The 23,098-nt window shown below is 69.2% G+C and carries 20 protein-coding genes and 2 tRNA genes; 7 read left to right on the top strand and 15 right to left on the bottom strand.

The features are described 5' to 3' along the window. Nucleotides 1–60: 60 nt before the first annotated feature. From AB0F61_RS14790 to AB0F61_RS14765, 6 genes are all read right to left on the bottom strand, one after another. Entirely contained in the window at nucleotides 61–954 is an 894-nt protein-coding gene (locus tag AB0F61_RS14790; RefSeq protein WP_357808944.1) for an SGNH/GDSL hydrolase family protein, read from the bottom strand. A 119-nt stretch (nucleotides 955–1,073) separates the two neighbouring features. After that, nucleotides 1,074–1,748: a hypothetical protein gene (locus AB0F61_RS14785; RefSeq protein ID WP_357808941.1), complete on the bottom strand. Its 675-nt coding sequence runs from the start codon at nucleotides 1,746–1,748 to the stop codon at nucleotides 1,074–1,076. Nucleotides 1,749–1,793: 45 nt separating this feature from the next. Next, complete coding sequence (locus AB0F61_RS14780) at nucleotides 1,794–2,408, bottom strand: dihydrofolate reductase family protein (protein ID WP_357808938.1); 615 nt, start codon at nucleotides 2,406–2,408, stop codon at nucleotides 1,794–1,796. Between the two features lie 148 nt (nucleotides 2,409–2,556). After that, nucleotides 2,557–2,976: a VOC family protein gene (locus tag AB0F61_RS14775; RefSeq protein ID WP_357808935.1), complete on the bottom strand. Its 420-nt coding sequence runs from the start codon at nucleotides 2,974–2,976 to the stop codon at nucleotides 2,557–2,559. Between the two features lie 147 nt (nucleotides 2,977–3,123). Next, entirely contained in the window at nucleotides 3,124–4,668 is a 1,545-nt protein-coding gene (locus AB0F61_RS14770) for a non-reducing end alpha-L-arabinofuranosidase family hydrolase (RefSeq protein WP_357808932.1), read from the bottom strand. A 423-nt stretch (nucleotides 4,669–5,091) separates the two neighbouring features. Beyond that, on the bottom strand, nucleotides 5,092–6,684 hold the full coding sequence (locus AB0F61_RS14765) for a serine/threonine-protein kinase (protein ID WP_357808929.1): 1,593 nt from the start codon (nucleotides 6,682–6,684) through the stop codon (nucleotides 5,092–5,094). Nucleotides 6,685–6,990: 306 nt separating this feature from the next. Between AB0F61_RS14765 and AB0F61_RS14760 the strand changes: the two genes are divergently transcribed. The 4 genes from AB0F61_RS14760 to AB0F61_RS14745 all read left to right on the top strand — a co-directional run bounded on the left by AB0F61_RS14760 (nucleotide 6,991) and on the right by AB0F61_RS14745 (nucleotide 12,568). Further along, complete coding sequence (locus tag AB0F61_RS14760) at nucleotides 6,991–8,784, top strand: thiamine pyrophosphate-requiring protein (RefSeq protein ID WP_357808926.1); 1,794 nt, start codon at nucleotides 6,991–6,993, stop codon at nucleotides 8,782–8,784. A gap of 64 nt (nucleotides 8,785–8,848) precedes the next feature. Then, complete coding sequence (locus AB0F61_RS14755; RefSeq protein WP_357808923.1) at nucleotides 8,849–11,284, top strand: nitrate reductase; 2,436 nt, start codon at nucleotides 8,849–8,851, stop codon at nucleotides 11,282–11,284. A gap of 3 nt (nucleotides 11,285–11,287) precedes the next feature. Next, nucleotides 11,288–11,746: a hypothetical protein gene (locus AB0F61_RS14750; protein WP_357808920.1), complete on the top strand. Its 459-nt coding sequence runs from the start codon at nucleotides 11,288–11,290 to the stop codon at nucleotides 11,744–11,746. 207 nt (nucleotides 11,747–11,953) lie between these two features. Then, nucleotides 11,954–12,568 (top strand): GAF domain-containing protein, encoded by a 615-nt coding sequence (locus AB0F61_RS14745; RefSeq protein WP_357808917.1) that lies wholly within the window; start codon nucleotides 11,954–11,956, stop codon nucleotides 12,566–12,568. A gap of 102 nt (nucleotides 12,569–12,670) precedes the next feature. On the opposite strand, the gene AB0F61_RS14740 is transcribed toward AB0F61_RS14745, so the two are convergent. The 6 genes from AB0F61_RS14740 to AB0F61_RS14715 form a co-directional block, all read right to left on the bottom strand. Then, nucleotides 12,671–13,345 (bottom strand): hypothetical protein, encoded by a 675-nt coding sequence (locus tag AB0F61_RS14740; RefSeq protein WP_357808915.1) that lies wholly within the window; start codon nucleotides 13,343–13,345, stop codon nucleotides 12,671–12,673. Between the two features lie 114 nt (nucleotides 13,346–13,459). Next, nucleotides 13,460–14,746 carry a hypothetical protein gene (locus AB0F61_RS14735; RefSeq protein ID WP_357808912.1) on the bottom strand — a complete coding sequence of 429 codons (1,287 nt, stop codon included), beginning with the start codon at nucleotides 14,744–14,746 and terminating at the stop codon, nucleotides 13,460–13,462. 270 nt (nucleotides 14,747–15,016) lie between these two features. Continuing rightward, nucleotides 15,017–16,234: a cellulose binding domain-containing protein gene (locus AB0F61_RS14730; protein WP_357808909.1), complete on the bottom strand. Its 1,218-nt coding sequence runs from the start codon at nucleotides 16,232–16,234 to the stop codon at nucleotides 15,017–15,019. A 35-nt stretch (nucleotides 16,235–16,269) separates the two neighbouring features. Then, on the bottom strand, nucleotides 16,270–17,646 hold the full coding sequence (locus tag AB0F61_RS14725; protein WP_357808906.1) for a cellulose binding domain-containing protein: 1,377 nt from the start codon (nucleotides 17,644–17,646) through the stop codon (nucleotides 16,270–16,272). A 92-nt stretch (nucleotides 17,647–17,738) separates the two neighbouring features. Then, nucleotides 17,739–18,797 (bottom strand): pectinesterase family protein, encoded by a 1,059-nt coding sequence (locus tag AB0F61_RS14720; protein WP_357808903.1) that lies wholly within the window; start codon nucleotides 18,795–18,797, stop codon nucleotides 17,739–17,741. 180 nt (nucleotides 18,798–18,977) lie between these two features. After that, nucleotides 18,978–19,889 (bottom strand): acyl-CoA desaturase, encoded by a 912-nt coding sequence (locus tag AB0F61_RS14715; RefSeq protein ID WP_357808901.1) that lies wholly within the window; start codon nucleotides 19,887–19,889, stop codon nucleotides 18,978–18,980. A gap of 415 nt (nucleotides 19,890–20,304) precedes the next feature. On the opposite strand from AB0F61_RS14715, the gene AB0F61_RS14710 reads away from it, so the two are divergent. From AB0F61_RS14710 to AB0F61_RS14700, 3 genes are read left to right on the top strand one after another with little or no spacing between them, the layout of a single operon-like run. Next, the gene (locus AB0F61_RS14710; protein WP_357808898.1) at nucleotides 20,305–20,538 is read left to right on the top strand and encodes a hypothetical protein; all 234 of its coding nucleotides are present in this window, start codon (nucleotides 20,305–20,307) and stop codon (nucleotides 20,536–20,538) included. A gap of 52 nt (nucleotides 20,539–20,590) precedes the next feature. Continuing rightward, nucleotides 20,591–21,022 (top strand): phage holin family protein, encoded by a 432-nt coding sequence (locus AB0F61_RS14705; protein WP_357808895.1) that lies wholly within the window; start codon nucleotides 20,591–20,593, stop codon nucleotides 21,020–21,022. Then, nucleotides 21,019–21,492 (top strand): DUF3618 domain-containing protein, encoded by a 474-nt coding sequence (locus AB0F61_RS14700; protein ID WP_357808892.1) that lies wholly within the window; start codon nucleotides 21,019–21,021, stop codon nucleotides 21,490–21,492. Before AB0F61_RS14705 ends, AB0F61_RS14700 begins: the two co-directional genes overlap by 4 nt. Before the next feature lie 197 nt (nucleotides 21,493–21,689). Here AB0F61_RS14700 and AB0F61_RS14695 read toward each other — a convergent pair whose 3' ends face one another. The 3 genes from AB0F61_RS14695 to AB0F61_RS14685 all read right to left on the bottom strand — a co-directional run bounded on the left by AB0F61_RS14695 (nucleotide 21,690) and on the right by AB0F61_RS14685 (nucleotide 23,096). After that, nucleotides 21,690–22,622 (bottom strand): GNAT family N-acetyltransferase, encoded by a 933-nt coding sequence (locus tag AB0F61_RS14695; protein ID WP_357808889.1) that lies wholly within the window; start codon nucleotides 22,620–22,622, stop codon nucleotides 21,690–21,692. Between the two features lie 275 nt (nucleotides 22,623–22,897). After that, a tRNA-Arg gene (locus tag AB0F61_RS14690) sits at nucleotides 22,898–22,970 on the bottom strand. A 35-nt stretch (nucleotides 22,971–23,005) separates the two neighbouring features. Further along, nucleotides 23,006–23,096 (bottom strand) — tRNA-Ser (locus AB0F61_RS14685). Between the last annotated feature and the right edge of the window lie 2 nt (nucleotides 23,097–23,098).

Below are 23,098 nucleotides of genomic sequence, written 5' to 3'. Positions count from 1 at the left end.
TCTCGCCGCCGCCGGCCCCGCCGCGGCGCGACGGGGCCGGGTCGACCGGTGTCGAGCCGATCAGCTGTTCAGCGTGCTGAGCAGGGCAGTTGCCATGCCCTGCTCACCCCGGGCGTTCGGGTGGAAGGGGGCGGCCGAGTTCTGTGGCACCAGCCCCTCGATCCACCGGGTGCCGCTGCTCTTGCACGCGTCGCGCCCGATGGACGGGGTGTAGACGTCGGCGTAGGTGGCGCCGTTGGCGGTCGCGGTGCTCGCCAGCATCGCGTTCAGCGACTTCTCGATGCCGCGCAGGTACGGCACGTCCTGGTAGGCGATCGGGACGACGGGCCAGCAGCCGTAACCGCTGTCCGGCAGAATCGCCGGGTACCCGAGGACCACGACCCGCGCGCCCGGCGCGGCCTGGCGGACCGCCTGCAACACGGCTGTCACCTTCGGCGTGGCGGCGGCGATCCGCGCCTGCAACTGGTCGACACCTCCGGCGGTGTACCGGTTCTTGCACGGCGACCCGAGCGGGCTGCTGAGGCTCGCCTCCGCACAGTCGCCCATGATGCCGGAGAAGCCGATGTCGTTGCCGCCGATCTGCACCGTGACCAGGGCCGTGTTGGAGGTGACCGCGTTGAGCTGCGGTGGCAGCGCGCTGCCCAACTGGCCGCTGCCACCGTAGAGGATGTCGTCGGTGGTGGCGCCGGAGCAGCTCACGTCGGCGAACGACGACGAGCCCGCTGCGGCGGCCACCAGCGAGGGGTAGTTGCGGTTGGAGCGCAGGCAGTTCAGGTCGACCTGGGTGGGGATGAGCGGACCGGCTGCGTACGAGTCGCCCAGCGCGACGTACCGGCCGGCGGGGACGGCGGCGCTGGCGGGTGTGGCGACGGTGAGCAGCACGCCGGCGGCGGCCAGGGTGAGTGCGGCCAACCGGGTGGCTGCCCGCAGGCGGGGCAGGCGGGGACGGGTCATGACGCCTCCCAGAGGGATCACGGGGGTGGTGCCGCGATCCTGTCCCCGCCGACGCCGGACGTCAATATAGATGGGCCTCACTAAATGGAGTTCCGAGCTGTGGGATGGCGCGGTGGTGCTCAGACCAGAGGCGCGTACCACTGGGCGCCGGTGACCCGGACCCGCCTGGACTGCTCGCGATTCCACTCGACCCGCATGCCGTGCCCGCGCAGCACCGGGAACACGACGTCATCCAGCAGCCGCTCCAGGTCGGCCTGGTAGCGGGCCTCCTTGTCGGTTTCGGTCAGGTCGGCGTAGGCGGCCTCGTCGAAGTCGACAGGCGGGTAGGCACCGTAACCGAGGTAGACCTCCCCGTCGTCGCTCGCGAGCAACGACTCGGTGTCCTGCTGGTGGTACCAGAGATAGCCGAGCCAGTGCCGGGAGTCGTCCCGCTCGTCGTGGATCTCGGCGCTCGCGCAGCTACCACAGCAGCTGAAATTCTCCCGGGCCACCACACCCAGCTCGTTGAGCTCGGCGAAGGCGCGGGTGAGATTGCCGCGCACCTCACCCCACCCCCGCTGCTGCGCCCGCCGAGCAGCCGACGCCTTCTCGTACGCGGCGGTGAGCTCCTCGTCGGTCGCGCCGCACCGCTCCTCGTCGTCGTCGAAGAAGTCGACGAACTCGTCGGCGTCGCTCTCACCACGAACGATCCAGGCCCAGAGCTCGTCCTCGATCGCACCGCGACCCGGCTCGGGGATCCGATCGGTCAGGAACCGGGCGCCCGCGGGGCGATCGTTGTACGTCCATCCAGTCACGACGACGATCGTCACACGGGCCTACGACGTTCCTCGCGACGGCGGCTACTGCCCGGCCGGCACCTGGTCCTTGACGTCGTCGTAGCCGGCCTTCCCGGGTGCCGCACCCGGCGCGTAGATCACGCGGAGCACACCCGTCGGGAACGCCTCGGTCGCCAGCACTCGCAGGTGGTACGCCGTGTCACCCTCGTCGAAGAGCTTGCGGCCCTTACGCGCCGCCACCGGATGCACAAGCAGGCGCAGCTCGTCGACCAGCCCCGCCGCCAGCAGTTGCTGCACGACGGAGATGGACCCGGGGATGAGGATGCCGCGCACTCCGTCATCGGCCTTGAGCGACGTGACGGCACCGACGAGGTCACCGGCGATCAGCTCGGAGTTGCGCCAGGAGAATTCCAGCGGTTGGCGCGAGACGACGACCTTGCGGACGTCCCCGAGTTGCTTGGCGAACGGCGCGTCCTCCCCACCTGCGGCCTCACGCTCGGGCCAGGCGCCGGCGAAGCTGTCGTAGGTCACGCGGCCGATGAGCAGCACGTCGGCGGCTTCATAGTCCTCGGTGACGGCGCGGCCCATGTTCTCGTCGAAGTACGGGAAGTGCCAGTCCGGGTCGATCTCGGCCACACCGTCGGCCGAGATGAACAGCGTGGAGATGACCTTTGCCATCGCGGGAATCCCTTCAGTTCAGGTGATGTCGCGGGTAGACCGGCGCATCATCCCAAACTCTCCCGCCAGCGTCCGCCCCGAGGAGAACTTCGGCGTTTCGCACTTCGTGGCGGGCGGGAGACCGCTGCGCGGCGCGCAGAACCGTGACCTAGAGGCCCTGACCGATCTCCACCAGATAGCCGTCAGGGTCGCGGAGGTAGCACCGGATCTCCGTGCCGTGGTCCTTCGGTTCGGTGATGAAATCCGCACCTCGGGATTTCCATTCCGCGTAGAGCTTCCGGATGTCTCGGACCCGGATATTCATCGCGCAGCTCAACGTGTTGGCGTCGGTCGGGGCCTTCGCCTGCACCATCGGCTTGTCGTCCGTCGGGCCACCCTCGACGTTGATGATGATGTAGCTGTTGAAGAACCTCATGATCAGCGGATTCGCGTCGTGGACGCACGTCGCCCCGAACACCCGCTCGTAATACTCTCGCGACCGGTCTATGTCACGGACGATCAGCAGGGTCGCGAGAAACATTCCGTCTTCGGGCTCGAAATAGTCGGGAGCCGGATTGGCCAGGGTCATGGTCGCCTCTTCGTCACCTGCGTCGACAGCACGGGCGGCGACGGGCTTCCCGCCAGAATTGGGCCGAAACCTCCGAGTCGGTGCCGGGCCGACGCACGGGCGGGCTCGGCGTTCGCCGAGCCCGCCCGTTTCGCGATCAGGCAGTGTTTAGCGCTGCAGGGTCAACAGACCCGGCCGGTACGGCAGGAGGCCGTAGTCGACGCCGTCGGAACTGGGCGAACGACCCTGGTAGAGCAACTGCAGGTTGCAGGCGTTCACCGTCATCGTCTGGTCCGCGCTGGTCCGCAGCAGCTCACCGTGGCTGATGTCGTTGGTCCAGGTGGCACCACTGTTGACCTTGCCCGCGAACGGGTTGCTCTGGGTCGCGGCCTGCGGCGTCCACGAACCGTTCAGGCTGGTCGCCGTGAACGAACGGAAGTAACGACCCGTCGAACCGATCGCCTCGACGATCATCAGGTACTTGTTCAGACCCTGCAGCTTGTAGACCTGCGGGGCCTCGAACAGGTTGTTCGTCGTGTCACTCATGATCGTCGTGTAGCTGCTACCGAAGCTGCCCGGGAAGTTCCCGATCGGCATACTGGCCCGGTAGATCTTGCCGTTGTCACCGGCGAAGAACAGGTACATGTTCGTGCCGTCACCGATCACCGTCTGATCGATCGGACCCGTACCCGAACCCGTGATGCTGCCACTGAACAACGTCTGCGGCGCCGACCAGCCATTCGGGTTGGTCGGATCCGTCGACGTCCGGTACGAGAACGCCGGCCCACCCCACTGGTAGGTCAGCACCCAGATGTTCTTCGGCGCGAAGTAGAACAACGACGGCGCCACAGTCCCCGAACTCATCCCGTTCTGACTCGCCGACGCCATCTGCGACCAGTTCGAGAAGAGACCGAAGTTCATCGAACCCCACGAGCTGCCGAAATCGTGCGTGGTGGCGTAGACCAACTGCTGACCGTTGTACGGGGCCACCGTGAAGTCCTTCAGCGACACCCACCCCGACTTCGGGTTAGCCAACGAGCCGGTCGACGACCAGCGGTACGTCGAGGGAAGGTCGCAGGTGCCACCCGGCGGTGGCGTCGTCGGCGGCGGCGTGGTGGGGTTGCTCCCACCGTCGACGCGCACGAGCTGCCACTGCTGGTTGGTGCCGTTCCAGTCGGCGTACTGCACGATGTTGCCGCCGTCGGCGGTCGAGGCGCCCTGCACCTCCATCACCTTGTTGCTGTTGCGGTTGATCAGCCGGACGTAGCCGCTGTCCGAGTCGGCCAACCGGAACTGCTGGTTGGTGCCGTTGTTGTCGGCCCACTGCACGATCGCCGCGCCGTCGGCGGTGGAGCGGCCCGAGACGTCCAGCACCTTGCCGGACAGCCGCGACTTCACCCGGTAGTTGCCACTCCCGGAGTCGACGAACTGCCACTGCTGCTGGTTGCCGTTGTTACGGGTCCACTGGGTGATCCGGGCACCGTCGTTCGTGGCCAGGTTGTACACGTCCAGGGCCTTGCCGCTGTTGCGGTTGATCAACACGTACCACGCGCTCGTGTCGACAGTCGCCGCGGCGGCGGGTGACGACACCACCGCTACGGCAGCACCGCCGACCAGCACCGCCGCCGCGCCGGCGGCGAGAACGCGGGGCAACCACCAACGCCGCCGCCGCGACGGCGGCGCGATCGATGGAGACCTATCGAGGGCAGACATGATCCTCCTTCAATGACCAGAGCCGAACGGCCTGCCCGAGGGTGGGCGCACCGCGACACGTGCCCGGACGATGCGTCGGGAAAGTTAGCGCTAACAACACGCCGACACGCCCTGGCGCACGACCGATTCGAGGGTCGACGAAGCAGGCTTCCCCGGTAAGCCATAGATGCCGTCGCCCTTAGCCATCGACTGTGAGCGATAACATGCCGTTCGTCAAGACGTAACGTGCTGGGAACATCAGGCGGTGACGGGTCGAGGCCCAGGGACCCACCGCTCCCGGTCAGCCCGCCGCAGGCATCGCCTCGGCACGCCGCCGCGGACCGCAGCGGGCGCTCTTGAGGAGCCGCCGCGTTGGCGCTAACATCGACGTTTGCCCATTGTTCGCGGCAACCCGAGGTGGGCTCAGTCGGGGGTACGCCCGCCTCAGACCGCGCCCCGGTCGACCAGGCTGAAGGTGGTGTCGAGCGGGGCGTCACCCAGAAACTCGACGTAGATCTCCCTCTTGGTCGGGCTCCACTGCACCGGGCCGTACTCGTCGTTGAGGATGGCGTAGGAGGTGCGCCCCTTGTCGTCCCTGCCCTCGCGGGATATCGCGAACAGGGTCGCCTTGGTCGGCCGGCAGTCGGCCCCCACAAGCGACTTGTTCCCCTCCGCATCCCTCTTGACTCCGAGGCACGGCCGGTGGGCGATCTCCGGGTTCACCGATTTGATCATGAAGTCGACGCCGACCGGTTCGAGCACGAAGAGCGCGTCCTTGCCGGTCCCGTCGCCGACCTCAAGCTCACCGTGAGACGGCAGCGACAGGTCACGGTCGATCTCCACCACGTGCAGCAGGATTCGCCGCTGGCCGGCCAGTATGGCGTCGGTAGGGTCCGCGGCGGCCGTCGGCGTAGCCGGTGCCGGCGTGGACGCGGCGACCGACGCCCCGCCCGCTGCCGGGCTGCCAGCCGCCGTCGAGCCGGTCGGGTCCGGTTTGGCCTGGTCGTCGAGCAGATCCGGGCCGAACAGGTAGGCGGGCACCAGCACCGCGATCACCACGGCGAACGACCCCATAGCGATGAGCCGGCCCCGCCGGCCTGAGCCCGCGCGATCGGCCGTGACCCGACCCCGCCCCTGCTCAGCACCAGCGCCGGCCTGCGCCGCACGCGCCGCCGGCAGCTCGGCCAGGCGTTGGGCCGGCCCGGCAGCACCCCCCTGATCCGCTGCGGTCAACAGTCCGTCGAGTAGTTCCCGGGCGGTGGGCCGGGCAGCGGGATCCTTCTCCAACGCCCGGGAGACCAGATCCCGCAGCGCACCGCCGAGGCCGGTCAGGTCCGGCGGTTGGGTGAGGATCCGCATGGCGGTGGCGGTAGCGGAGTCGCCCCCGAACGGGTTGCGGCCGGTCGCGGCGTGCGCGACGAGCGCACCCCAGGCGAAGATGTCCGCGGCCGGGCCCACCGGGTGGCCGGACGTCGCGTCGAACCGCTCCGGGGCCATGTACGAGACGGTCCCGACCAACTGGTTGGTCCGGGTGTGCTGGCTCGTCGCCTCGAAAGCTCGGGCGATGCCGAAGTCGATGACCTTGATCCCACCCGGTGCGACCAGGACGTTGGCCGGCTTCAGGTCCCGGTGGATCACCCCGGCGCCATGGATGGCGGTGAGCGCGGTAGCCACCCCGACCGCGATGCTGTGCAGTTGCGCGGCCCCCAGCGGCCCCTGATCCCTGATCACCTGGGCCAGGCTGGGGCCCTCGACGTACTCCACCACCAGGTACGGCGGGTTGTGGTCCGGGTCGGCGTCCAGCACCTCGGCCGTGCAGAACGGTGGAACCTGGCGGGCACGGTTCACCTCACTACGGAACCGGCCACGGAACTCCTCGTCATGCGAGAGCTCCGGACGGACGACCTTGACGGCCACCCGCCGGCCCTGCGGTGACCGGGCCAGGAAGACAGTGCCCATGCCCCCGTCGCCGAGCCGGTCGAGCACGTCGTACCCACCGAGGTGGGTCGGGTCCCCCGGGCGCAACCCGTTGTTCACGCCGGCTGCCCGCAGACCGCGATCACCGCGCGAACCGATCCGCCTGTCACCCGTTCCCCTTAGGTCACTCGAACGCCGCCCGCAGCCTATCGTCCGCCCACCCACCTCCGTCGATGCCGTCCACGCGTCGGGGTGACCCGTCGGCGCCCTCGGCCATCGGGGACCGTCACCACGCCCCGGTGGACGAGTTCCGTTCCTGGCACTGGTCGCGAGGATCCCCGAAAAGGTGCCGTCCGGTCCGGTTCGGGGTGCCGGCCCGGGGTAGGGCCACATGCTGACAGGGATGGTCGAGACGAGGAGGCGGCGGTGGCGGACACGACCGTGTCGGACCTGGTGGTGGCCCGACTGGCGGACTGGGGCGTGAACCGGGTCTTCGGCTACTCCGGGGACGGCATCGACGGGGTGATGGGCGCGTTGCGGCGGGCCGGGCGGCCGGAGTTCGTGCAGGCCCGCCACGAGGAGACGGCCGCGTTCATGGCGTGCGGACACGCCAAGTACACAGGTGGGCTGGGCATGTGCCTGTCGACTCAGGGGCCGGGCGCGGTGCATCTGCTCAACGGCCTCTACGACGCCCGACTGGACTCCCAACCGGTGCTCGCCCTGGTCGGTCAGCAGGTGACGTCGGTGCTGGGCAGCGGCTACCAGCAGGAGATCGACCTGGTACGCCTCTACGGCGACGTGTGTGCGCAGTTCGTGCAGACCGCGTACACCCCGGAGCAGCTACCGATGCTGCTGGACCGGGCGATCCGCACGGCCCTGGCGACCCGCAGCCCGACCTGCGTGATCCTGCCGCACGACGTGCAGACCGCCCCGGCCCCGGACCTCGGTGCGCACCAGCACGGGATCATGGTGACCAACCCCGGCCTGCCGGTGCCGGAGATGCGACCCCGCGCCGAGGACCTGCGGGCCGCCGCCGACCTGCTCGACGCCGGGCAGCGGGTGGCGATCCTGGTGGGGCAGGGTGCCCGCGCCGCCGCCGACGAGGTGATCGAGTTGGCCGAGGCGCTCGGCGCGGGGGTGACCGCGTCGCTGCTCGGCAAGCCGGTGCTTGACGAGGCGCTGCCCTTCCACACCGGGGTGATGGGTCACCTGGGCAGCACCGCGAGCAGCACGCTGATGAGCGAGTGCGACACCCTGGTGATCGTCGGCAGCAACGATCCCTGGTCGGAGTTCTACCCGCAGCCGGGGCAGGCCCGGGCCGTGCAGATCGACATCGACGGCCGCCGGCTGGGCATGCGCTACCCGGTGGAGGTGCCGCTGCTCGGCGACGCCGCCGAGACCATCCGGGCACTGCTTCCGCTGCTCGCCGACCGGCCCGACCGGAGCTGGCGGCAGCGCGTCGAGGGCGAGGTGACCCGCTGGCGGGACATCGCCCACCAGCGGGCCACCGCCGAGGCCGAGCCGCTCAACCCGCAGTACGCGCTGCACGCGCTCACCGACCGGCTGCCCGCCGACGCACGGGTGTCGGTGGACGTCGGGTCGGTGACCTACTGGTACGCGCGGCACCTGCGGCTGCCCGTCGCCGTCGACGCACACCTGTCGAGCACCCTGGCCTCGATGGGTTCGGCGCTGCCGTACGGGCTGGCCGCGAAACTCGACACGCCGCACCGACCGGTGGTGGCGCTGGCCGGGGACGGGGCGATGCAGATGAACGGGCTGGCCGAGCTGCTCACCGTCGCGCACCGCTGGCGGGGCTGGGCGGACCCCCGGTTCGTGGTGCTGGTGCTGCACAACCGCGACCTGGCCGAGGTGAGCTGGGAACAACGGGAGATGGAGGGTGACCCCCGGTTCGTCGACTCGCAGCGCCTGCCGGACGCGCCGTACGCCCGCTGGGCCGAGCTGCTGGGCCTGCACGGCGTCCGGGTGACCACCCCCGCCGAGGTCGACTCCGCCTGGGACCGGGCCCTGTCGGCGGACCGGCCGACGCTGATCGAGGCGGTGGTGGACCCGGCGATCCCCCTGCTGCCGCCCGCGCAGCCGTACGAGAAGGTCGCCACGATGTACGAGGCGCTGGGCCGGGAGGGCACCGACCTGGGCCGGCGGGCGCTGGCGCACCTGCGCCGGGAGCGGGCCACCGAGGGTTTCGACGACCCGCAGTAACGGCAGGCAGGTTGTACGGACGGGTGCCGGGCGGCACCCGAGCAGTCCTCGGAAGGAGAGCGCGATGGTGGACCGGATCGCCGACCCATGGGGTGAGCGCACCCCGTACGGGCCGGGGCAGGAGTGGCCGGTGCGGGTGGACCGTTTCCTCGACGGTGGCCGCGGCGAGGCGGACGTGGACCGGTGGGTGCAGTCGGCGTCGGTGCTGCACTCCAACGGCGACGCCATGGACATCGCGGTCGCCGACGGCAAGATCGTCGGCGTACGTGGTCGTGCGGTGGACCGGATCAACCGGGGCCGGCTCGACCCCAAGGACCTGTACGGCTGGCAGGCCAACCACAGCCCGGACCGGCTGACCCGACCGCTGGTGCGGGACGGCGGCCGCCTCGTCGAGACGGACTGGGACACCGCGATGGGCCGCATCGTGACCCGTTCCCAGCAGTTGTTGGACGAGCCCGGTGGGTGGGGCCACTTCGGCTTCTACACGACCGGGCAGCTCTTCCTGGAGGAGTACTACACGCTCGGCGTGATCGGCAAGGCCGGGCTGGGCACGCCGCACATGGACGGCAACACCCGACTGTGCACGGCGACCGCGGCGGCGGCGTTGAAGGCCAGCTTCGGCACCGACGGCCAGCCCGGGTCGTACACCGACGTGGACCACTGCGACGCGATCGCGCTGTGGGGCCACAACGTCGCCGAGACCCAGACGGTGCTGTGGATGCGGATGCTCGACCGTCGGCGCGGCCCGAACCCACCGGCGATGCTGGCCGTGGACCCGCGCGCCACCCCGGTCGCCCGGGAGGCCGACCTGCATCTCGCAATCCGCAACGGCACGAACATGGCGCTGCTGAACGGCCTGCTCCGCGAAATCATCAGGCGCGGCTGGTACGACCGCGACTACGTCGACGCACACACCCTCGGCTTCGACGAGCTGTGCCGGATCGTCGACGGCTACCCACCACGGCGGGTCGCCGACATCTGTGACGTGCCGGCCGCCGACGTGGAACGCGCCGCCGAGCTGCTCGGCTCGGCGCAGCGGCTGCTGTCGACCGTCTTGCAGGGCTTCTACCAGTCGAACCAGGCGACCGCCGCCGCCTGCGCGGTCAACAACCTGCACCTGATCCGGGGCATGATCGGCCGCCCCGGCGCCGGGATCTACCAGATGAACGGCCAGCCCACCGCCCAGAACACCCGGGAGGCCGGCGCCGACGGAGACCTGCCCGGCCTGCGCAACTGGGACAACACCGCGCACATCGAGGAACTGGCCCGGCTCTGGAACGTCGAGGTCGACACGATCCCGCACTGGGCGCCACCGACGCACGCCATGCAGATCTTCCGGTACGCGGAGCAGGGCTCGATCAAGCTGCTGTGGATCAGCGCCACCAATCCGGCCGTCTCGTTGCCGGACCTGTCCCGGATCCGGCGGATCCTGGCCAAGCCGGACCTGCTGGTGGTGGTGCAGGATCTCTTCCTCACCGAGACCGCCGAACTGGCGGACGTGGTGCTGCCCGGTGCCACGTGGGGTGAGAAGACCGGCACGTTCACAAGCGTCGACCGGACCGTGCACATCTCCGACAAAGCCGTCGACCCGCCGGGCGAGGCGAAGCCGGACCTGGACATCTTCCTCGACTACGCCCGGCGGATGGACTTCCGCGACCGCGACGGCAACCCGCTGATCCCGTGGACCAGGCCGGAGGAGGTGTTCGAGGCGTGGAAGAAGTGCACGCGGGGTCGGCCCTGCGACTACACCGGTATCAGCTACGACAAGCTGCGCGGCGGCTCCGGCATCCAGTGGCCCTGCACCCCGGAGCATCCGGACGGCACCGAGCGCCTCTACACCGACGGGATCTTCAACACCGACCCGGACTACTGCGAAACCTTCGGTCAGGACCTGGCGACCGGCGCGGAGTTCACCGAGCCCGAATACCGGGCGAAGGAGCCGCGCGGCCGGGCGTTCCTGCACACCGTCGACTACCAACCCTCGCCCGAGGTGCCCGACGACGACCACCCGATGCTGCTCGCCACCGGCCGCACCGTCTACCAGTTCCACACCCGCACCAAGACCGGCCGCGCCCCACAGCTCAACCGGGCGGCCCCGGACGTGTGGGTGGAACTCAACCCGGCCGACGGCGAGCGGCTCGGCATCGCCGAGGGCGACCTGGTCGGCGTCTCCTCGGCGCGCGGCGCCATCCAGGCCCGCGCCCGGCTCTGCGGCATCCGACCCGGCGTGGTGTTCCTGCCCTTCCACTACGGCAGCTTCGACCAGGATCCCGCCGACCGCACCCCCCGGGCGGCGAACGAGCTGACCATCACCGCCTGGGACCCGGTCTCCAAGCAGCCCCTCTTCAAGGTCGCCGCCGTCGCCGTGACGAAACTCGCCGACGGGCGGGGCGAACCCTCGCCGGCACCCACGATCGGCGGCAGCGCGCCGCCGGCGGACGCACACGTGCCGCCCACCGTCGGCGGGCCGGCAGCCGAAGCCACGAGCGGGAAGGAGTGAGCCGTGCACCTCGCGCACTATCTCGGTCTGCTGCACCGCGCGCAGATCAACCTCGCTGACGCGTTCCGCCAGGTGGCCGACGCGCACGCCGAGGAACCTGACGTCCAGCACCTCTGCCAGCAGCAGGCGAAGCGTTGCGACACGTACGCCGAACAGCTGCACCCGTTCATCGCCCGTTACTCCGAGGACGCCCCCGACGAACCCGACCGGCTGCACTCCCAACTGTTCACCGGCACCCGCACCGGCAGCATCGGCCTCCTGCGGGACCTCCAGGATCTGTACCTGATGGCCGCCGAGTGCGACATCACCTGGACCGTCGTCGGCCAGGCCGCCTACGGTGTCCGCGACGAGGACCTGCTCGCGGTCGTGCGGCGCTGCGAGGGCGAGACGGCGATCCAGCTCAAGTGGCTGCGTACCCGGATGAAGGCCGCCGCGCCCCAGGCGCTCGTCGTCGCCGACTGACGGCCGGGAGTATCGTCGGGTACCTGTAGTTCACATCCGTCGTACCGGATGTGGCGAATCGGCGTCGAGCACCCGGCGTTGGTCCCGGCTCCGCCCAATGAGGGTCCGTGCAGCGGTCCGCGACTTTCGCGGGCTGCCATCCGCGCGCCCGCCCGGGCCATTCGTCTGGTTTCCCGACGGGCACGCCGGTCGTGAGGACCCGACGCGATGACCCGCTCACCGATGGACCCGATCGACGCCTTCGCCGAACTCGGCCGCATCAAGCTCGGCGAAACCGGCCTCGACGACGTGCTGCAACACGTCGCGGAACTGGCCCAACGGGTGCTGCCGGTGCCGGTGGAGGTGTCGGTCACGCTGATCCGCGGCGAGACCGGGCAGACCGCGGCGTTCACCGGCGACCTGGCCTTCGACCTGGACGAGCGGCAGTACGCCCAGGGGAGCGGCCCCTGTCTGGACGCCGCCACCGGCGGTGGCGTCCTCTCCGTGCCCGATCTCAGCACCGAGGACCGCTGGCCCGACTGGGTCGAGCGAGGCAGGAGCATCGGAGTGGGCAGCTCGGTGTCGATCGGCATGCCCGTCCGGGAGGCGGTCGTCGGCGCGCTCAACCTCTACGCCCGCACCCCGCACGCCTTCGACGACGACACCGTCACCGTGCTGGAAACCTTCGCCGCGTACGCCGCCGTGGCCCTGGCCAACGCGCGGCTCTCGGACAGCACGATCAGCCTGGCCCGGCAGGTGCACGAGGCGACCGCCAGCCGCGCGTTCATCGCCCAGGCCAGGGAGACGGGCGCCTCCTACTTCCCGTCGGGCAGACCGTACTGAGTTTCCACGGGCACAGCCGGGCTGCCGCTCCCCGGCTCCGACGCCGTCGGTGGGGGTGCTCGCGCTGTTCGGTCAACAAGAGGAACAACCGTGACCGCCGTACTAGTAACGCTCGACCTGGTCCGACACCCGGAACGTGCTACCGCACTGGGTGCAGGTGGCGCGGCCGAACACGTAGGTGACCGCTTCGGCGACGGACTGCTGTCCCGCATCGGTGCTCATGCGATGCAGTCGCAGGCCGACATCGTCAAGATCAACGGGTGTGGCCGGCAGCAACGGCGTCTGCGCGACATTCGGCTTCGTCGCGTAGTCCTCGTGCGTGGCGAAGTGACCTCGATCGCCGAACACTATGAACAGTGAAGCCTCACACTGCGGGCACTCGACTTCGACCTCGTCGTGGATGAGCCGTTCGAGTTCTTCGCCCCAGAGCATGTCGCCCTCCAGAGCCATGACCGCGCGGAGACGGTAGATGAACGACTGCGCGTCGGTCGGCGTCGGCAACCAGTCGGTGGTCAGGTGACGTAGCTGAGCCAGGGCGTCGGCGTGCCGGCGCTGAGATTGCTCATCCATGTCGACAGCCAGTTTCCCGGCGAGTATCAGCACCTCGTCACGATCGGCGGGCACGAACTCAGAAGCGAGTTCCGCCAGCCGCGCGATGAGCAGCGCCTCTTCGGGTTCGTGGAAGCCCTCCTGGCAGGCCTGCTCATACAACACGTTCCACGCTGCGGCACGCGGGTCCGCCGCCGCCTCGGCCAACAACTCCTCAACCTTCGTCACGGCGTGATCTAACCAGCAGGCACTGCTCCGTGGCGCGGTAGCGCTCGGAGCAACGGGCGGCCCGGCCGCGCAGGCCGGACCGCCCGGGTGTCGCCGGAACGACGTCGACGAATGTCAGCAGGATTCGATCCAGCGTGACCGCACGCCCGCGTTCAGCGTCACCTCGTCACCAGTGGCCACGGTGACCCAGTCGGTGTAGCCGTAGTTGGCGCCGCCGGTCTCGTTCCAGTAGTAGATCAAGTCCGAGTCGACGGAGTCGATGAACTCGTGCGGGTCGTACACGTGGAACTGCACCCGGTAGGTGCCCGAGCGGACGTACGCGGTGAAGGTGCCGTCGGGGTTGATGGTGGTCAGCCCGCCGGAGCCAGACTGGCCCGGGGCCGTCGCCACCTCGATGCGGAAGATGCCCTCGGAGCCGACCGGGGCGCCCACCTCGCATGTGTCCCATGCGCGGTTGTTGTTGCCGTCCACCCAGACGGTGCCGCGGATGATGGCCCCCTGTTCGACGGTGACGGTGTGCCGCGCGGTGTTGTTGTCCAGGGTGGTCTCCGGCACGGTCGTCGCGGCGGTCGCCTCCACGGTCACGACGTCGCCGACAGTGGTGGCGCTGAGCATCCCGCCGTAGTACAACTGCTCGCTGGTCTGGCCTGGCTGCAGCGGGCCGTGCACGCAGCGCCAGCCGGTCTGGCCGTCGGCCACGCCGTCGCCGAACGCGCAGTCCCACCCCTCGCTCGATGTCTCCGAGCCCTGCAACCCGGCAGGTACCGGGATGGTGACGGTCACCTCGCCCGAGGGCGAGTTCCCGGTGTTCCGGACCGACGCCGCAACATTCACATACTCGTTCGGGAGCAGTTGCTGACTACCTCCGGCGGGCACGAACTCGAGGTCCACGATGCTGGGCACGTAACGCACGCTCGCCCGGCCGGTGTTGTTGGTGGTCGTCGAGTCCGTACGGGTCGACGCCGTGGCGGTGACGGCCAGCGTGTCGCCGGCGGTACCGGCCGGGAGCCCGAACGGGATGTTCAGCGCGTCGGCGACCTCCCCGGCGGCCAGGGGAGCGTGGGTGCAGGTCGCGGAGCCCGTCAGGTCGCAGTGCCAGCTCGGCGGAATCAGCACCCCGTCGGTGGGGAACCAGGCTCCCGCCGGCAGCGTGAATGCCACCGTCACATCCTGGCTGGCCCTGGTGCCGGAATTGCGCACGTCGAGCGTCAGGGTCGACCAGCCACCGCTGGCCGGCACCTCGACCGGCCCGACGGACGCGGCGACCACCAGGTCCGCCCGGGAGGCGGCAGCGCCGGCCGGAGCGGCGGGAAGCAGACCGGCACCGAGACCGACCAGCGCGCCGACCAGGAGACCGCTACGGAGCAGGTGACGTCGGGTGGAGGGGAAACGAACGGACATCAGGTCCTAACGTCGGAGGGATCGACCGAGCCAGCCGGCCCGGATCGTCGGGATCGTCGGCGTCCCTCGGTTTGAGCGCGAAGATCGTGTTCACCGTTACGTCCGCGCCGTCGTCCGTTCCGGCTCTCGTCCGACACAGGCACACGCCCAGCTCCCGGCCCCCGGTCGGCGGGCCGCACACCGAGACTGGCGTCCCTGCCCCTCCGGGGACTTCTCCAAGCCGCCTGTCGTCCTGAGGGCGGCCGGGTCACGCCGCCGGAGGGGTGGTCGTCACTTCAGGTGGGCGGCGAGCGGGATGTTCTGCGCCCTGAGGGCGGTGGCGATCAGGCCGGCGATCTGTCTGGCGCCGGCGGCCTCGAAGTGGGTGTGGTCGTTGCAGAAGAACGCACCGACCGCGCCCGTCGAATAGTCACCGTTGTTCGGGCACAGCCTGAGCTGGTTGTAGAGCGCCACGCTCTTCGCGTGCAGGTCGATGACCGGTACGCCGTTGGCGGCGGCCGCAGCCGTCGTCTCGGCGACGAAGCCGCGATTGCCGACGGCGGTGCCGCCGCTGCAGGTGATTGCCGCCACCGGGGTGACGAAGATGGGCTTCACGCCCCTGGCTTTGGCAGCCGTCGCCATGACGCCGAGCAGTTCCTTGAAGCGGTTGGTGCCAACGTGTCGCGGACAGGCCGAGTCACCGTCGTTGATGCCGAACTGGATGATCAGATAGTCACCGCTCTTGAAGCCGCTGCCGCTGTCCAGCATTGCCGACCACCGCGCGCTGTAGGCAGTCGAGCTGAGCGTGCACTCGCCGGCCGAGTTCTTGGTGGAGGTCACATTGCCCTCGTACAGCCACGTCTGGATGCTGCGACCGCCGACGGCACTGTTCTGCACGGTGACGTCCGACGTGAGGTAGGACGCGAACTGGCTGCCCCAACCGATCGGACAGGAACTGGCATTCATCATCGTGGAATCGCCGGCCATCCACACCTTGATCGGCGCGGGGGCCGAAGACGCGGAAGGGGTCGCTGACGGCGTGCTCGGGCCGGTGCAGGGCGTCGGCATCGGCGTCGGTGCGGTGGGGGTCGCTGCCGGTGGGCCGGCGCAGGTGGTGCCGTTGAACGTGAACGACGACGGCACCGGGTTGCTGCCGCTCCACGAGCCGGTGAAGCCGAAGCTGACCGAGGCGCCAGAGCCGATAGCACCGTTGTAGCTCACGTTGGTGGCGGTCACCGCCGAACCGGTGACCGTGACTGTGGCATTCCACGCCTGCGTCACGCCCTGCCCGGGGGCGAGGTTCCAACCCACGGCCCAGCTGGTCACCGCGTCACCGAGATTGGTGACGACGACATCGGCTCCGAACCCGCCGGTCCACTGGCTGGTGACCCGGTAGGCGACACCGCACGCCGGGGTGGCGGCCTGGGCGGTGGCGATGCCGAGCCCGCCGGCCACGACGGTCAGGACCGTTGCCGCCAGGACCACGAGACGCGATCGGCGAAGCTTCATCGGGTTACTCCTGCCTTGATCGGAGACGCTCGCCCTCACGTGACGGCGGCGCACGGGGAGCCGTTGAGGGCGAAACCGGTCGCTCCGTCGAGCGGGTTGTCGGTGACAAATCCGAAGCTTGTCGAACCGGCGGCCGGGATCACCGCGTTCCAGGAGGCGTTCACCGCCGTGGCCGCACTGCCGGACTGGGTGACAGTGGAATTCCAGGACTGCGTGATCCGCTGACCGCTTGGCAGGGACCAGGTCAGTGTCCAGCCGTCGACCGGGACGGCGGAGGTGTTGCTGAGCGTCACGTCGAACTGGGCACCCGTACCCCAGTCACCGGTCTTGCGGTAGGTGACGGCGCAGGCCCCGCCCGCGGGAGTCGTCGGCGCGGCAGTGGTCGGCGCGGCCGTGGGGGACGGGGTCGTGGTCAGTGCTGCGCTGAGGAGCGGGGCCAGCCTTTCGGTGATGGCCTGGTGGCCCGCGTCGTTCGGGTGCACCGAGTCGCTCAGGCCGCCGGACGGCAACCAGCCGGTGGTGTCCACGTAGAACACGTTGGCGTCACCCGCGGCGTTGCGTGCCCGCACCGCCGCCTCCGTCTCCGCAGCGTAACGACCGATGAACGTCCGCATGGCGAAGAGCTTGGCGTTCGGAAACCTGGCCCGGACCCTCGTGAGGAAGGTGGTGTACGTCGCCTGGAAGGTCGCGGCGCTCACGCCGTGGCTCTTGTCGTTGGTCCCCAGGTTGATCACCACGCCGTCGGCCGTGTAGCGGGAGAAGTCCCACTGGTCGGTGCCGGCCTGGCCGCCGGACGACATCCAGTAGCGCGTCTCCTGCGCCCAGCATCCATCGGTCGTCTCGGCCAGACACATGCCACCGATCGCGATCTGGGTGTGGTCGTAGCCGAGCCTCTCACCGACCTTGAAGGCGTAGTCGGTCACGGCAAGCTGGCTGCTCGTGGCACCTGCGGTGATCGAGTCACCGACGAACTCGACAAGCTTCGGGCGGGCCGGCGGCCTGAACGTGCCCGCGCCCGACTCCAGGATCAGCCCCTGGAAGACCGCGTCACCGGTGTAGGAGCCGGCCACCTGCCGGTAACTGACGATCAACGTGTGGTTGCCGGCCGCCAGCGCGGTCGGCGTCAGGTTGATCGTGCCGGAGCCGGTGAAGGACGTGAACGCCCTACCGTCGATGCTTGCCCAGAGCTGGATGGTGTTGCGCTGCCTGAGCTTCACCGTCCTGCCGGTGAAGCCGACCCGCAGGTACGCGCCGGCCCAGTAGGGCACGTAGGCCGAGGCGTTCGTCTTGTTCCACCGGCCGACGAAGCTGATGTTCGAGTCGGCAGGTGTGCCGTCACCGACCGCAGCCTGCGCGCTGAGGGCCGGCAGACCTGCGGCGAGCACCCCGGTGGCGACGGCGATGAGGGCCACGGTACGCGTCTTCGCCAATGCGTTCGTGAGTGTCCCGAGTCGGGTGCGCCGGCCCACGAGACGGTGACCTTGTTCGAGGGAACGAATCGTCGTCATCGGATGGGGTTCCAGCCGTCGTTACCCGCCAGGTAGGCGGTGGGTGTGTACTGGGTGGCGGTGGAGGCGCTCATCTGCGGCCGGTTGGCGTTGATGACGGCGCCGGCCCCGGTGCTGCTGTACTCCGCGAACCGGGCGGTCCTCCACGAGAAGCCGGACATGTCGGTCCAGGGATCGGTGCGGATGTGTGCGCCCATCGCGACGCCCCGGTAGAGCACCTGACCGCGGGCGTTGACGTCGCCGCTGGGATGCCAGGGCCGGCCCAGATAGACGGTCCTGGCGGGAGCGTTGCTGGTCAGTGTGGTTCCCCAGAACAGGAAGCCGAACTTGTTGTTGATGTCGGTGGCCGCAGCGGTGATGTAGCCGTTGTTCGACGACGAGCCCCGGGTGAGCGAGTGCACGGTGCCGTTCTGGAAGACCATGGTGCCCCGCCCGAAGATGAAGTCGACGTCACCGTCCACGTAGGAGTTACGGACGTAGAGACGCCGGACCGAGCTGACACTGGGTGCGTTGACGAGCAGAGTGTCCTGGTTGCCGAGGATTCGGACGTTGTCGAATTGCACCCGGTCGCCGGAGGTGTTGACAGCGACGGCCTGCTCGGCGTCGAGGGTGTTGGCGGCCTCGTTGAAGTCGTTCGACATGGTCAGGTTCTTGATCGTGGTGTCGTTGGCGTTGACGAAGACCGCGGCACTGCCGGACGTGCCGTACGTACCGCCACCGGGCTTGGTCTGGCCGGACGCGTGCCCTTCGACGATCACCACCTGGGCGGCCGAGCCGCCGGCGCCGGCCAACGTGAGGTGGGGCTTGTTGGCGGGAATGGTGACCACGCCCCGGTAGGTGCCGGGTTTGATGGTGATGGTGACCGGAACGCCGTTGTCCGCCGCGACACTGTCGATCGCGGCCTGCACGGTCGTGTAGGTGCCGCTGCCGTCTGCGGCCACGGTGATGGTCGCGGACGCGGACGCGGCAGAAGCCATCGAGACCGCGGCGGCGAGAGCGCACACCGTCACCAGCGCCACCGAGCGCACACGAAGAGTCCCGCCGGATGTGGTCACAAGCGTTCTCCGATCCCACAGGGCCTCCACCGAAGATCATCTCGATCGGCAGACGGCAACGCGGAGTTAACGCTAACATCGACAAACTGAAATATAAAGAGGTGCAACCACGGGGGTGAGCCGCAGATCTCGACCCCACCGCTGCCATGGTCGGTGACCAGGGCGCTCGCGGAGCGAGTCTCAGTCGTAGTCAGGGCGGGTCGAACCGGCGCCGATTGCCCGCAGGTGTGCAAGTCCCTGCGCCCAGGACTGGATCAGAGTGGTTTCGTGATAGGCGATGCCGTGTTCGGTGCAGAACTGGCGGATCAGCGGCTGGGCGTGGCGCAGGTTCGGTTGGGGCATGCTGGGGAAGAGGTGGTGTTCGATCTGATAGTTGAGTCCGCCGAGGAGTGCGTCGAGGAGCCGGCCGCCTCGCACGTTGCGAGAGGTGAGGACCTGTCGGCGTAGGTAGTCGAGGTCGTCGGCCTCGGTCAGGATGGGCATCCCCTTGTGGTTCGGGGCGAAGGAGCAGCCCAGGTAGAGGCCGAAGAGAGCCTGGTTGACCAGGATGAATACGATCGCCTGCGGCACTCTCAGGACCAGGAACACGGCCGTGAGGTAACCGGCGAAGTGCAGGACGAGCAGACCGGCCTCCACTGGTCGATGCCTGAGTCCGCTGCGGACGGCGACCGCCCGGACGCTGGCGGCATGCAGATGCAGACCCTCCATCAGCAGCAGGGGGAAGAACAGCGCCGCCTGGTGCCGGACGAACAGGGCGCGCAGACCGCGCCGTGTCGCGGCCTGACCCGGGGTGAAGGACAGCGGAGCCACCGCGATGTCGGGGTCGCGGCCTTCGGTGTTTGGGTGCGCGTGGTGGCGGTTGTGCTTGTCAACCCACCAGCCGTAACTGATGCCGGTCAGCAGGTTTCCGCAGACCAGGCCGACCACGTCGTTCGCCCGGCGGGAGCGGAAGATCTGCCGATGCCCGGCGTCATGACCGAGAAACGCTAGTTGCGCGAACAGCACCGCGACGGCGGCGGCGGCGGCCGTCTGCCACCACGACGGCCCGAGCCGGACGAACACCACGCCCATCACCGCGAGGCCGCCCAGCACCGCCGTGACCCGTATCGCGTAGTGGCGGGACCGGCGGTCGAGAAGACCCGCGCCTCGGACCAGGCGGGACAGGTCGGCGTACTCACTGCCCCGGTCACTGCGGGCGCCAAGATCCGTATCACTCACCGTCGCCACTCCTCGTCAGCCACGCCGGTCCGCTCACCTGCTCCGCCGTCAGCCATGACCAGGCAGGGCGCGATCCATCCGCGGTGCCATAGAGCCCGAAGAGGCGAGCCGCCGCTTATGGTTCCAGTCTTCCTCACGGCCGGGCCCCCGCAGGAAGAAAACGTCACCTCACGAAGACCACCACGCAAAGGTGTTCGCCTTCATGCAAGTCCGCCGATTAGATGCATGACCTCGACCGCCGAGTCCGACAATCAGGACTATGCAGACACGTTGGATTCAGAGGGCAGCGATGGCACGCAAGAGGAAGTCCACCGCGCGGCAAGCGCTCATCCTTGCCTTCGCGGCTGGGGCGGTTGCCGGAGCGGCGGGCACGCTCACGCTGCGACGTGGCCGCCATGATGGCGGCTTCTCGACGGGTGACGCCGCCGGCCAGCTCGACGAAAGCGCTGCTCCGCGGCTCGGCGGGCGCATCGACGCCTCGCCTCAGGGGCCTGTGAGCATGCCCGCGGCGCAGCACCGGTGACCCCGGGCAGCGCCCCGAGCCACTCCCCTGTGCGAAAGGATTGAGAGTACTGATGCCAGAACAATCCAGCGGCGGCGCCGGTGCTGCGTCTGCTGACACGCCGGTCGCTGAGTTGGTGCAGCGCGCCAGTGAGCAGATCACCCGGCTGGTGCGCGACGAGTTGACGATGGCGCGGGCGGAGATGACCGCGAAGGGCAAGCGCGCGGGCGTCGGCGCGGGACTGCTCGGCGGCGGTGCCATGCTCGGGCTCTTCGCCGGCGCGACCGCCGTTGCCACGATCGTGCTAGCCCTGGCTGCGATCATGCCCGACGCCGTGGCCGCCCTTATCGTCACGGTGATCCTTGCCATCGCCGCCGCGATCGCGGCCCAACGCGGTAAGAAGCAGGTCAGCAAGGCCATGCCCGTCACACCCACAGCGACCAGGGACAGTGTGCTGGCCGACGCCGAGACGATCCGTAGCGCAGCGAGTCGGAGGCAGCCATGAGCACGCCATCCGGAAGCAGCAACCCGGACCAGACCCGACGCGACATCCAGCAGACACGCGCCGACCTCGGCGAAACCGTAGCCGCACTGACCGCCAAGACCGACGTCAAGACCCGGGCACGCACCAAAACGACCTCCGCCGTCGGCGGACTCCGACAACGGATCACCCAGGCCGCCCAGCCGGCGAAGACCAGAGTGACCCAGCTGGCGCACACAGTGACCCAGAAGGCCTCCCAGCGCACCAAGCCGGTCGTTCAGAAAGCCCAACAGGCCACCACGGCGGTACGCGACTCGGCGAAAGCCGGCGCGCAGACCACCGGCAAGGCCGAGTCGACCCTGGTCAGCTCCGCCCGTGCCGCGACTACCAATATCGGAAGCTCGGTGCGCACGAAACCGTTACCGATCCTCGCTGCCACCGGCACCGCGGTCGCCCTCGCGATCATGACCTACCGACGCCGCCGGTCCCGATAGGCACTCCGCAGCCGTTCGGCAACGTCCGCGCATCCCCGGTCGCCGCTCGCTCGGCAGTTGGATCGGTCCGGGCTCGTCCGGCTCCGTTCGCCCCGATGGCTCCCATGTATGGCTGCCAAGCCAGAGCATCTGATCCGTAGCTTCGGCGAGGCCGTCCGAGCTCGTGCGTTGCACTGTCGGCACCGGCCTTTCCTCGTCTAGGGCTGGACGTCGTTGGAAAGGTTGATCCGGATCTCCGTGTTGCGGTATCCGGCGCGACCGAAAGCGGCCGCCATGGGCGCGTTGCCCATGTCGGTGGTGGCGGTGATGCGCGATTCCCCGTTGGTCGCGTGAAGGCGGGTGATCTCGGCGAGCACCTCGTCCACGTAGCCGCGCCCGCGGAACTCCGGCACCACCCCGAGATAGCCCACGTTCACGTTGTACGGAGTCGCGGAGGGAATCGCCATGCCCGCCACCTCGCCCTCGCGCGTGTAGGCGATCCGCCACCACTCCCGCTTGCCCGGCGCCCTCAGATAGAAGTCCATGTCTTCGCGCGCGGTCGCGTCCACGCCCTTGGCGGCCAGGTTCGCACGTGTCTGGGCATCCAGGCTGCCCTCGGCGATTCTCCTGAACACCGCGAGGAACTCCTCGTCGGAGGCCTCGGTGAACCGCAGCCTGCCGGCCGCGGGGGGCACCCCGTCGGCGGGTTCCCACTCGAACTGCAGCCGCTCCACCTCCCGGGTGAGGCCCGCCGCATGCGCCGCCGCCCGCCGCCACTCCACGGCCGCCAAGGTGGCCGGATCGTCACGCCAGCCACCGGCGACCTTGATCATGTACTGCACCGGCTCCGGGAACCCGGCCAGCGCGGCCCTGATCAGCTCGGCGGCGACGGCGGCACGGTCGCCCACGGCTGGATCCACGTCGAGGCAGTCGAGCGCGACCGGATGCGGGCTGCCCTTCGGCCCCCACCACAATGCCCGTCCCACGACCTCGCCGTCGTGCTCGGCGATCCATGTCCATTCCGGCCGGTACATGTCGTCGGCCAGTTCGGCCAGGTAACGGTCGGCGGGGATCCACCCAACGGGCTCGGTCACGATCCACGGAGTCACGCGGTCGAGGTCCGCGGGGGCGGTAGCGCGGTAGGAGATCACGTGCCGAGGCTAGCGAAGCTCAGCACCATGATTCGCGCGTGCCGAGGGGCTCCTCTCGCTCGACTACAGCAAGAATCCAGTGCCTGCGGCTCAAGTCCCTGCGGACTCGAACTTCGGCATTCTGGGGCATCGCTCATGCTCGCCCAGGGCACCCCGCCGCATGTGGTGTCGGAAGTCCTTGGGCATTCCCACCGCCGCTCGAAGCCTGATTCCGGCGGACATGAAAGAACCCCCGACCTTGCCGTTTTGGCTGGTCGGGGGCTTTCCTTGCTCTGTGCGCCCGAAGGGACTCGAACCCCTAACCTTCTGATCCGTAGTCAGATGCTCTATCCATTGAGCTACGGGCGCTCGTGCTCAGCCAGTCTACACACCCGGCTTTCGCGCGGAGACTCCGGGATTCGAACCCGGGAGGGGCTTTAAGACCCCAACCGCATTAGCAGTGCGGCGCCATAGACCAGACTAGGCGAAGTCTCCCC

It is taken from the genome of Micromonospora sp. NPDC023888 (assembly GCF_040639415.1).
Classification (GTDB): domain Bacteria; phylum Actinomycetota; class Actinomycetes; order Mycobacteriales; family Micromonosporaceae; genus Micromonospora.
Note: the sequence above shows the minus strand (reverse complement) of the source record. Positions and strands in the feature narration are given on the sequence as shown.